Source organism: Microbacterium sp. NPDC077184 (genome assembly GCF_040687055.1).
In the GTDB taxonomy this organism is placed as follows: domain Bacteria; phylum Actinomycetota; class Actinomycetes; order Actinomycetales; family Microbacteriaceae; genus Microbacterium.
The window spans coordinates 101,379-110,824 of sequence record NZ_JBFBMM010000006.1 but is presented as its reverse complement, the minus strand read 5'-3'; the positions used below and the strand labels follow the sequence as shown (position 1 = coordinate 110,824).

The window sequence follows — 9,446 nt, the reverse complement described above, 5'->3', positions numbered from 1 at the left end:
GCCTCCGTAGCTCAGGGGATAGAGCGTTGGTTTCCGGTACCAAAGGTCGCAGGTTCGATTCCTGTCGGGGGCACGTCATCGAGAAGGGGACCGTCCGAAGGGCGGTCCCCTTCTCGATCTCCACACCACCCGTCAGGCGGGGCCCCTGTTCGGATCTCGACGCCACCTTGAAGCGCGCGGCCGGATAGGCCACGCTGGCCGAAGAGCGGCGACGACCGCCCGCCCCGACGGATCAGGGTGAGATGAGCCGACCCCACGATGCACGGCGACGCCGCAGGACCGCCATCGCGGCCGCAGTCCTTGCGGTCCTCGCCACTGTCGTCGCCGGGATCGAGCTGAGGGTCGTGGGCGACCTGCTCGAGCGCGATGGGCTCGCGGCGTTCTACACCCAGCCCGCCGACGCCCTCGACGGCGCTCCCGGGAGCCTGGTGAAGAGCGAGCCGCTGCTGGGCGTGCCCATGGATGCCCGGGCCTGGCGGATCATGTACCGATCGACCGACCTCGACGGCGACCCCGTCGTGTCGACAGGGGTCGCCGTGGTGCCCCTCGGGCCACCGCCGGACGAGGGGCGCACGGTGGTGTCGTGGGGTCACCCCACGACCGGTTCGGCATCCGAGTGCGCTCCGTCGCTGGGGTTGGACCCCTACATCGGGATCGAGGGGATGCGCGTGCTCCTCGATCGCGGGTATGCCGTCGTCGCCACGGACTACACCGGGATGGGGACCGCCGGCCCGGATTCGTACCTCATCGGTGCGACCGAAGGTCAGAACGTCCTCGACGCCGTCCGTGCCGCGAGCGAGATCCCGGACGCCGAGACCGGTTCGGACGTCATCCTGTGGGGTCACTCGCAGGGAGGCCAGGCCGTCCTGTTCGCCGCGGAGCGCGCCGCAGCGTATGCGCCGGAGCTCGACATCCGCGCGGTCGCCGCTGCGGCGCCGGCGGCGGATCTCAAGGCACTCCTGCAGACCCATCTCGACGACGTGTCCGGCGTCACGATCGGCTCCTACGCCCTGACCGCGTACTCCGAGATCTACGCGGACCGCGGCGCGGATCTGGCCGACATCCTCACCCCCCAAGCCCTCGCCGCCCAACCGCAGATGAACGAGCTGTGTCTGCTCACCCACATCGATCAGCTCCACGACATCGCAGACCCGCTGGTGGGGGCGTTCGTCACGTCCGACCCCGCGACCACGGAACCATGGGCCACGCTCCTGGAGGAGAACTCCGCCGGCGGGACGGCGTTCGACGCGCCGCTCCTCGTGCTGCAGGGCTTGGACGACCAGCTCGTGAAGCCGGCGGACACCGAGAAGTACGTGGCATCGGCGGAGGCGATGGGGATGGACGTCACCTACCGGACGGTGTCCATCGCCACGCACGGCACCATCGCCTACCTCGGGCTCATCGACCTCGTCGAGTTCCTCGATCGGGTCGGCGTCTGAGGGGGCCGCGGCCTCCGCCTCATTCGTGATCGGCAGCGAGCGAGGTCAGCAGCTCGACGGCGGCGTCCACGGTCGCGGCGAGGATCTCGTGCGGCTCGCCCTCCAGCTCCAGCCGCCGGTGGCCGACGGCATCCGCGCTCGCCCATCCGAGATAGACCTCGCCCGGCGGGTGCCCGTCGTCGCCCTCAGGACCGCCGACGCCCGTCGTCGCGACGGCGAGATCGGCGCGCAGCAGCCCTCGCACGCCCACGGCGAGCTGACGCGCGACCTCCGGTGAGCACGGATCCAGGTGCTCATCGACCCCGAGGATCTCGTTCTTCACGCCGGTCTGGTAGGCGACGACTCCCCCGCGGAACCATTCGCTCGCGCCCGCTCCGCTGCCGATCGCGCTTGCGAGGAGTCCGGCGGTGAGCGACTCGGCGACGGCGACCTGGAGGTGTTTCGCCGCGGCGATCTCGGAGAGTTCGGCGGTTCCCATGCTCATCCAGCGTACGGATCGCGCGGGTCCGCGCAATCCCGAAGCGAGGCGTCTGCGAGCGCGGTCAGGCGTGGTCGCCGCCGACGAGCTTCAGCCCGATGACGCAGCCGATGAGACCGAGGATGAGCAGCACGCGGACGAACGAGAAGCTCTCGTCACCGGTGATCATCGCGTAGCCGACGGTGAGGGCGGCGCCGATGCCGACCCATACCGCGTAGGCGGTGCCCGTGGGGATCTCGCGCATGGCGTAGGCGAGGCCGCCCATGCTCACCACGAGCGCGACGCCGAAGATCACGGTCGGCCAGAGCTTGGTGAACCCCTCGGTCTTGCCGAGGGCGGTCGCCCATACGGCCTCGAGGATTCCGGACAGGATGAGGATGATCCACGACATGGCACGTCTCCATGGCCAGTCTTGTCGCTCACCGGGTACTGAACCCTCGTCCGGGGATCCGGTCGGGATCCGTCGTCCACTCTAGCGCCCGACCCTGCGCACCCCCTGGGCAGCGCGTTCGCGGGTTCATGTGGCGTTCGTGGCCGCCTCCGCGATATCGAGGGGGCCACGAGCGACACACGAACACCGCGCAAGACCCCCGACGCGTGTCAGACGAGGAACCACCCGTCGAGGAGGCCGGGGTTGTGCGCGTGGACGAGCACCGCGAAGACGACCGCGTCGAAGAGCAGGTGCACCGTGACCACGTAGGCGAGCGAGCGGGTCTTCATGAAGATGAAGCCCTGGAGCAGCGCGAACGGGATCGTGAGGAACGGACCCCACGCCTGGTAGCCGAGCTCCCACAGGAACGACACGAACACGATCGACTGCAGGATGTTCGCCTGCCAGACGGGGAAGTGCCGGCGCAGCAGAGCGAAGCAGGTGCAGATGAAGAAGAGCTCGTCCCAGATGCCGACGGCACCGACGCCGACGAAGAGACGCGCGATGAGGTCCGGGGTGTCCACGACCGGCCAGTTCATGTAGACGCCGGAGGTGATGAAGTAGAACGGCAGGATCAGCCAGCCCAGCACCAGCACCGCCACCAGCCAGGACCACTGGAATTTCGTCCACCGGCCGCCCCCGCGCCACGGGAACCGGATCGCATAGTCGCGGTAGACCCAGCGCGACAGCACGTAGGGCACCACGACCGCCCCGCCGAGGGCGAGGGTGAAGCGGAGGAAGGCGAGGTTGTCGAGCTCCGCCTTCAGAGGGATGACGCTCACGACCAGGAGGCCGACGGCGATCAGCGAGAGGTCGCGCGTGAGGCTGGGGCGACGGATGCCGTCCCCCGCGGCATCCGTCGACGGCGGCCGCTCGAACGCCTCGCGCCGCTCGATCAGGAGCGCCGCCCCCACGCCCACGGCGAGAAGCACCCAGCCGAGCCAGGGGGCGAGGAGGACGAAGAACGCCGGAGCCGCCAAGCACACCGCCAACGCCGGGAGGAGCCGCCACGTCCAGGCCGGACGGGTGGCGACGGGGGCGGCGGCATGAGCGGGCATGGAGCGTCCTTTCAGCGGTCGTGCAGGTCAGCGGTCGAGCGGGTGGGCGATCTCGTCCCGGCGCATGCGCGCCGCCCACAGCACGACGAAGCTGAGGACGAACGGCACGAGGCCGGCGACGATGAAGATGGTCGGGATCGACACGACCTGGGCGAGGGGCCCGGCGAGCGCCATCGACACCGGCATGAGGGCGAGCGAGACGAAGAAGTCCAGAGACGACACCCGGCCCAGCATGTGCCGCGGCACGCGCCGCTGCAGGAGGGTGCCCCAGATGACGTTCCCGTAGCTGAAGCCGAAGCCGATCACGAACACCGACGCCATCATGAGCGCGTACACATCCGTCAGACCGATGACGATGAACGGCAGGGTCGACGCGCCCCAGACGAGCGTCATCACGCTGAGGTAGCGGCGCGGCAGGGGCCGGGCCGAGACGACGAGCGACCCGACGACGCCGCCGATGCCGTAGACGGCGAGGAGGAAGCCGAACCAGCGCGGATCCTCGCCGATCCGGTCGCGGGTGAGGAAGGGCAGGAGCACCTCCTCGGGGCCGAGGACGACCAGGACCCACACGGTCGCGAACAGCAGCGTCCACAGGAGCCAGCGGGTGCGGACGGTGAAGCGGACGGCGTCGGCGAGGTCGCCGAGCATCCCCCGCGTGGGGCCGGCATCCGTTTCGCTGTCGGGGGCGTCATCCTCGTGGCGGACGAAGAAGAGCAACGCGAGCGCGACGAGGTGGGCGAGCGCGACGCCGACGGTGGCGTGCGCGGGGGCGACGACGGCGGCGACCACCATGCCGGCCGCGGCCGGACCCGCGGCCTGCTGCAGGGCGGGACGGATCGCCCCCTCCAGGCCGTTCGCGGCCAGGAGCTGGTCGGCGGGGAGGATCCGAGGGAGGATCGCGCTGTACGCGGGGAAGAAGAAGCCGGCGCCGGCGCCGAGGACGAAGGCCACGACCGTCAGGTGCGCGATCGTCACGGTCGCGGTGAAGCTGACCACGACGACCGACCCGATCGCGACGACGTTGGCGGCCTCGACCACCCGCAGCACCGCGCGGCGGGAGACCCGATCGGCGACGATGCCACCCGGTATCGCACAGGCGAGGAGTCCCACCGCGCTCGCCGCGGCGACGATGGAGAGGGCCACCTCGTCGCCCCCGGCGTCGATGACGGTGTAGACCATCACGACCGCCCACATTCCGGCGGCGAACACCGACAGGACGACGGCGGAGAACAGCATCCGGAAGTCGGGATGCCCGAGCGGGCGGACCATCCGCCAGCGATCGCGCGGCAGCGCCGCCGGGGCGTGCGCACCGATCGGGATAGGTCCCGTCGGCTGCGGACCGGTCGCGCGGAGGTCCGGTGTCTCGCTCACACGCCGTCGCTCCGGAGGTAGGCGAGGTCGCGGATCTCGCGCCCGACCCGCATGCCCTTGCGTTCGAAGGCCGTCAGCACGCGCCCGTCGAACCGGGGCGCCCAGTCGCCCTCGAACGACCGCGCGAACCCGTCGGCGCCGTCGAGGACGTCGCGCATCTGCCGCGCGTAATCCTCCCAGTCGGTCGCGAGACGCAGCACTCCCCCGGGACGGAGAGCGGATGCCGCGATCCCGGCAAACTCGTCCGTCACGAGGCGTCTCTTGTTGTGCTTCTTCTTGTGCCACGGGTCGGGGAAGAACACCCACAGCTCGCTCAGTGAGCCGGCGGGCAGGAGGTGACGGAGGACCTCGGGCGCGTTGGCCTCGACGAGGCGGAGGTTCCCCACGCCCGCGCGCTCGGCGTCCAGCATCGTGCGCGCAAGCCCCGCGGCGAAGACCTCGACCGCCAGGAAGTCGGTGTGGGGGGCGGCAGCGGCGGCGTGCACGATGGCGTGCCCCTGTCCGGATCCGATCTCGGCGATGAGCGGCGCCGTGCGCCCCCAGACCGATGCCGGGTCGATGGCCGTCCCCGGCCGGACGCTGGTGGCGGCCTCGTCGCGGTCGACGTCGAGGACGAAGGCGGGGGCGAGCTCGCGCCACGCGCGCTCCTGGGCCTCCGACATCCGGCCGCTCCGACGGACGAACGAGACGGGGCGGTCGCGGAATCCGCGGGAGGGGACGGGGCTCGGCGACGCGGTCTCGGACACTCCCCCAGGCTACCGGCGGGGTGCCCCGCCGACGGTGCGGCCTCAGTCCACGGCGGTGACGAAGTCGATGAGCTCCTCGACCCGGCCGAGCAGCTCCGGCTCGAGGTCGCGGTAGGAGTGGACCGAGGCGAGGATGCGCTGCCAGGCGCGGGCGAGGTCGGCCTGATCCCGAGCGGGCCATCCGAGCGCGCGACAGACGCCGACCTTGTACTCGATACCGCGCGGGACGTCCGGCCAGCGCTCGATACCGACCGCGCGGGGTGTGACGCACTGCCAGACGTCCACCCACGGGTGGCCGACGATCTTCACGTGGGCGCCGTGCGGGCCGCGGGCGACCGCCTCGGCGACGCGGGACTCCTTCGAGCCGGGCACGAGGTGATCGACGAGCACGCCGTACCGGCGCGCGGCCGAGGGCGGCTCGTCGTCGAGGGTGGCCTGGAGGAGGTCCACGCCCTGCAGGTACTCCACGACGACACCCTCGGCGCGCAGGTCGTCGCCCCACACCTTCTCCACCAGCTCGGCGTCGTGCCGACCCTCGACGAGGATGCGGCTCGCGCGGGCGGTGCGGGCACGGGACTCGGGCGCCGCGAAGGAACCGGATGCCGTGCGGCGGGGGCCCGCGGGCGCCGTGGGCGCCGGCGGGATGAGGACGACGTCCGCGCCGTCGATGAGGAAGCCTGCACCGAGGGGGAACAGGCGCCGGCGACCGGCGCGGTCCTCGAGTTCCACCATGCCGCCGGAGACCGACGTCACGGCGCCGCAGAAACCGTCGTCGGCGACCTCCACCACGGTGTCGCGCGCCGCTTCCACCCGCGCGAGCTGCTTCGCCTGGCGCTGCTTCCACCCGGCTGCCAGTACGTCCGTGCCGTATCGATCGTCCATGCGTCCTCCGCCACGGCACGCTACCCGCATAGCAGGTCGTCGGCGGACCGACCCGCGGGAACGCCGAGAGGATCCCGGCGGACTTCCGCGGTATGCACGGCGGTGCATAGACTCGCCCCGTGGGTCGGCAACGGCTCTCGCCGAAGGGGGATCTCCATGCGCGCACGGTGGGCAGCGATGCTCGCGCTGATGCTCGCGCTGGTGTGCGTCCCGGCGACCGCCGCGTCCGCGACGCCCCCGGTCGACCTCGGCTCCGGCTACGTCCTCGACGATGCCGGGGTGCTCTCGAGCGCTGACGCGGATGCCGCCGAGAAACGCCTCACGCAGCTGCGCACGGAGACGGGCGTCGACCTCTGGGTCGTGTTCGTGGACACCTTCACCGACCCCGACTCGTCGGAGGCGTGGGCGAACGAGACCGCGGGTCGCAACGGCCTCGGACCGACGCAGTACCTCATGGCCGTCGCCGTCGACAGCCGGCAGTTCTACATCTCCGGCGACAGCGAGGGCCCGGTCACCTTCGACCAGCTCGGCGCCATCGAGCAGCAGGACGTGCAGCCGGCGCTGGCTGCCGAGGACTGGCTCGGCGCGATCGATGCCGCGGCGGCCGGGATCACCGCGGCCACCGGGAACACCTCCGGCGGCGCGGGCGGATCCGACGGCGGGTCCGGAGGCGGCATCCTCACCGTGATCCTCGCGATCGCCGCGGTCGGCGCCGCGATCGCCGTCATCGTGGTGTTCATCCGGCGCCGCCGCTCCGGTGCCGGCGGGGGTGCCGTGGGCACCTCCGGTCCCCCGGCCGTGCCGACGGCCGAGCTCGCCCGCCGCGCAGCATCCGCTCTGGTGGAGATGGACGACGCGATCAAGACCAGCACGCAGGAGCTCGGATTCGCCACGGCGCAGTTCGGCGAGGCGGCCACCGAGGAGTTCTCCCGCGTCCTCGCCGAGGCGCGGGCCGACCTCGACAAGGCCTTCGAGATCCAGCAGACCCTCGACGACGAGACCCCTGACTCGGATGCCGAGGTGCGCGCCGCCACCACCCGCATCATCGAGCTGTGCGAGGGGGCCGGGGCCCGCCTCGACGCGAAGGCCGAGGCGTTCGACGAGCTGCGCCGCCTCGAGCAGAACGCGCCCGAAGCGCTGGCGCGGGTGCAGGAGGAGCGCGAGGAGGCGCTCGGCGCCCTCGCGACGGCCGACGCGACCCTCGCGCGGCTCCGCGGGTCGTACGCCGACGAGGCGCTGGCGGCGGTCGCGGACAACCCCGCCCAGGCGCGGTCACGGATCGAGTTCGCGGACGAGCAGATCGCGATCGCGGCCGCGGCGATCGGCGCCGGACACGGCGGAGAGGCCGCCGTCGGCATCCGCGCGGCCGAAGAGGCCGTCTCGCAGGCGCGCCTGCTCGAACAGTCCGTCGAGACCCTCGCCGTCGATTTCGTCGAGGGTGAGCGCGGCGCGCAGGCGCTCATCACCGAGCTCGAGCGGGACATCGTCACCGCCTCCACGCTCCCCGACGGCGACGGACGTGTCGCCGCGGCGATCGCCGCCACCCGGACGCAGATCGACACCGCCCGCGAGAACCTCGCCGGCACGGCGCGGCGCCCGCTGGCGATGCTGCAGGGCCTGGAATCGGTCGACGCGCAGATTGACGCCGTGGTGCAGGGGGTGCGCGACGCCGAGGCGGCCGCTCAGCGTGCGCGGCAGATGCTCGCCCAGCACCTGATGCAGGCCCAGGCCCAGGTCTCCGCGGCGGAGGATTACATCACCGCGCGTCGGGGCGGCGTCGGCGCCGAAGCACGCACGCGCCTCGCCGAGGCCGGCGCTTCCCTGGTGCGCGCGCAGCAGCTGCAGGCCGCCGATCCCGCGCAGGCGCTCCAGCAGGCCCAGCGCGCCGAACAGCTCGCCGCGCAGGCGATGCAGCGCGCGCAGGCCGACGTCGGAGCCTTCTCGTCCGGTCCTGCGCAGGGCGGCGGCAACGGGATGATGAGCGCGGTCCTCGGCGGGATCGTCATCAACTCCCTCCTCGGCGGCGGGTCGTCCCGCGGCTCCTCCGGCGGATTCGGCGGCGGCTTCGGCGGCTTCGGCGGCTTCGGCGGCGGCGGCGGCCGATCCGGCGGCGGGATGCGTCCCGGCAGCTTCGGCGGCGGTGGCACCCGCGGCCGCCGGGGAGGTGGGCGCTTCTGATCCGCTCCGACCGTCTCGCGCGGGCCGCGCCGCGGCATCCGCTTCTCCCCTCATCTTGATCGTTCGACAGGAAGGAACACCATGGCCAAGCAGTCCATCTTCGGTCGCATCTCGACCCTCGTGAAGGCCAACATCAACGCACTCCTCGACTCCGCCGAGGACCCGCAGAAGATGCTCGACCAGCTCGTGCGTGACTACACCAACTCCATCGCCGACGCCGAGGCCGCCATCGCCGAAACGATCGGCAACCTGCGCCTGCTCGAGCGCGACCACCAGGAAGACGTCCAGGCTGCGGCCGAGTGGGGCAACAAGGCCCTCGCCGCCAGCCGCAAGGCGGACGAGCTGCGTGGACAGGGCAACACCGTCGACGCCGACAAGTTCGACAACCTCGCCAAGATCGCGCTGCAGCGTCAGATCAGCGAGGAGAACGAGGCGAAGGCGATCGCGCCCACCATCGCCGCGCAGACAGAGGTCGTCGACAAGCTCAAGGACGGCCTCAACGGCATGAAGCAGAAGCTCGACCAGCTGCGCTCCAAGCGCAGCGAGCTCCTCTCGCGCGCCAAGGTCGCCGAGGCGCAGAACAAGGTCCACGACGCGGTCAAGTCGATCGACGTCCTCGACCCGACGAGCGAGCTCGGCCGGTTCGAAGACAAGGTCCGCCGCCAGGAGGCCCTCGCCCAGGGCAAGCAGGAGCTGGCCGCGTCGAGCCTCGACGCGCAGTTCACGGCGCTGGAGGACGTCGGCGAGCTGACCGAGGTCGAGGCGCGCCTGGCGATGCTGAAGTCCGGCGGAACCACCCCCGCCGCGATCAACGCGCCCACCACCCCGTGACCCGTGACCGTGGGGCGTCGATCATCGCGATCG

9 protein-coding genes, 1 tRNA gene and 1 riboswitch are annotated in these 9,446 nt (G+C 71.8%); of the genes, 4 read left to right on the top strand and 6 right to left on the bottom strand.

What is annotated here, in order from left to right; genetic code table 11:
- Both AB0O93_RS11955 and AB0O93_RS11950 read left to right on the top strand, forming a co-directional pair.
- Nucleotides 1-73: transfer RNA gene (locus AB0O93_RS11955), tRNA-Arg, on the top strand.
- A 169-nt stretch (nt 74-242) separates the two neighbouring features.
- Nucleotides 243-1,439 (top strand): alpha/beta fold hydrolase, encoded by a 1,197-nt coding sequence (locus AB0O93_RS11950; protein WP_363343606.1) that lies wholly within the window; start codon nt 243-245, stop codon nt 1,437-1,439.
- Nucleotides 1,440-1,458: 19 nt separating this feature from the next.
- Here the strand turns inward: AB0O93_RS11950 and AB0O93_RS11945 are convergent, their stop codons facing one another.
- From AB0O93_RS11945 to AB0O93_RS11920, 6 genes are all read right to left on the bottom strand, one after another.
- Nucleotides 1,459-1,917, bottom strand: coding sequence for a CinA family protein (locus tag AB0O93_RS11945; RefSeq protein ID WP_363343604.1), 459 nt, complete (start codon nt 1,915-1,917; stop codon nt 1,459-1,461).
- Between the two features lie 64 nt (nt 1,918-1,981).
- Entirely contained in the window at nt 1,982-2,308 is a 327-nt protein-coding gene (locus AB0O93_RS11940) for a multidrug efflux SMR transporter (protein ID WP_301132611.1), read from the bottom strand.
- 10 nt (nt 2,309-2,318) lie between these two features.
- Nucleotides 2,319-2,382: riboswitch (guanidine-III (ykkC-III) riboswitch) on the bottom strand.
- Between the two features lie 135 nt (nt 2,383-2,517).
- Nucleotides 2,518-3,405 carry a CPBP family intramembrane glutamic endopeptidase gene (locus AB0O93_RS11935; protein ID WP_363343602.1) on the bottom strand — a complete coding sequence of 296 codons (888 nt, stop codon included), beginning with the start codon at nt 3,403-3,405 and terminating at the stop codon, nt 2,518-2,520.
- Nucleotides 3,406-3,432: 27 nt separating this feature from the next.
- On the bottom strand, nt 3,433-4,674 hold the full coding sequence (locus tag AB0O93_RS11930; RefSeq protein WP_363343856.1) for an MFS transporter: 1,242 nt from the start codon (nt 4,672-4,674) through the stop codon (nt 3,433-3,435).
- Nucleotides 4,675-4,772: 98 nt separating this feature from the next.
- A complete protein-coding gene (gene trmB / locus AB0O93_RS11925) occupies nt 4,773-5,522 on the bottom strand; it encodes a tRNA (guanosine(46)-N7)-methyltransferase TrmB (RefSeq protein WP_363343600.1) in 750 nt (249 codons plus the stop codon).
- Nucleotides 5,523-5,564: 42 nt separating this feature from the next.
- Nucleotides 5,565-6,404 (bottom strand): DUF3097 family protein, encoded by an 840-nt coding sequence (locus AB0O93_RS11920; protein ID WP_363343598.1) that lies wholly within the window; start codon nt 6,402-6,404, stop codon nt 5,565-5,567.
- 156 nt (nt 6,405-6,560) lie between these two features.
- On the opposite strand from AB0O93_RS11920, the gene AB0O93_RS11915 reads away from it, so the two are divergent.
- Both AB0O93_RS11915 and AB0O93_RS11910 read left to right on the top strand, forming a co-directional pair.
- Nucleotides 6,561-8,582, top strand: coding sequence for a TPM domain-containing protein (locus AB0O93_RS11915; protein WP_363343596.1), 2,022 nt, complete (start codon nt 6,561-6,563; stop codon nt 8,580-8,582).
- An 81-nt stretch (nt 8,583-8,663) separates the two neighbouring features.
- Nucleotides 8,664-9,413: a PspA/IM30 family protein gene (locus AB0O93_RS11910; protein WP_053547663.1), complete on the top strand. Its 750-nt coding sequence runs from the start codon at nt 8,664-8,666 to the stop codon at nt 9,411-9,413.
- Nucleotides 9,414-9,446 lie beyond the last annotated feature (33 nt).

Excerpts from the sequence above, each read along its gene's own strand:
- AB0O93_RS11950 (WP_363343606.1), top strand. The coding sequence starts at position 243 with ATGAGCCGACCCCACGATGCACGGCGACGCCGCAGGACCGCCATCGCG.
- AB0O93_RS11945 (WP_363343604.1), bottom strand. The coding sequence starts at position 1,917 with ATGGGAACCGCCGAACTCTCCGAGATCGCCGCGGCGAAACACCTCCAG.
- AB0O93_RS11940 (WP_301132611.1), bottom strand. The coding sequence starts at position 2,308 with ATGTCGTGGATCATCCTCATCCTGTCCGGAATCCTCGAGGCCGTATGG.
- AB0O93_RS11935 (WP_363343602.1), bottom strand. The coding sequence starts at position 3,405 with ATGCCCGCTCATGCCGCCGCCCCCGTCGCCACCCGTCCGGCCTGGACG.
- AB0O93_RS11930 (WP_363343856.1), bottom strand. The coding sequence starts at position 4,674 with ATGGTCCGCCCGCTCGGGCATCCCGACTTCCGGATGCTGTTCTCCGCC.
- AB0O93_RS11920 (WP_363343598.1), bottom strand. The coding sequence starts at position 6,404 with ATGGACGATCGATACGGCACGGACGTACTGGCAGCCGGGTGGAAGCAG.
- AB0O93_RS11915 (WP_363343596.1), top strand. The coding sequence starts at position 6,561 with ATGCGCGCACGGTGGGCAGCGATGCTCGCGCTGATGCTCGCGCTGGTG.
- AB0O93_RS11910 (WP_053547663.1), top strand. The coding sequence starts at position 8,664 with ATGGCCAAGCAGTCCATCTTCGGTCGCATCTCGACCCTCGTGAAGGCC.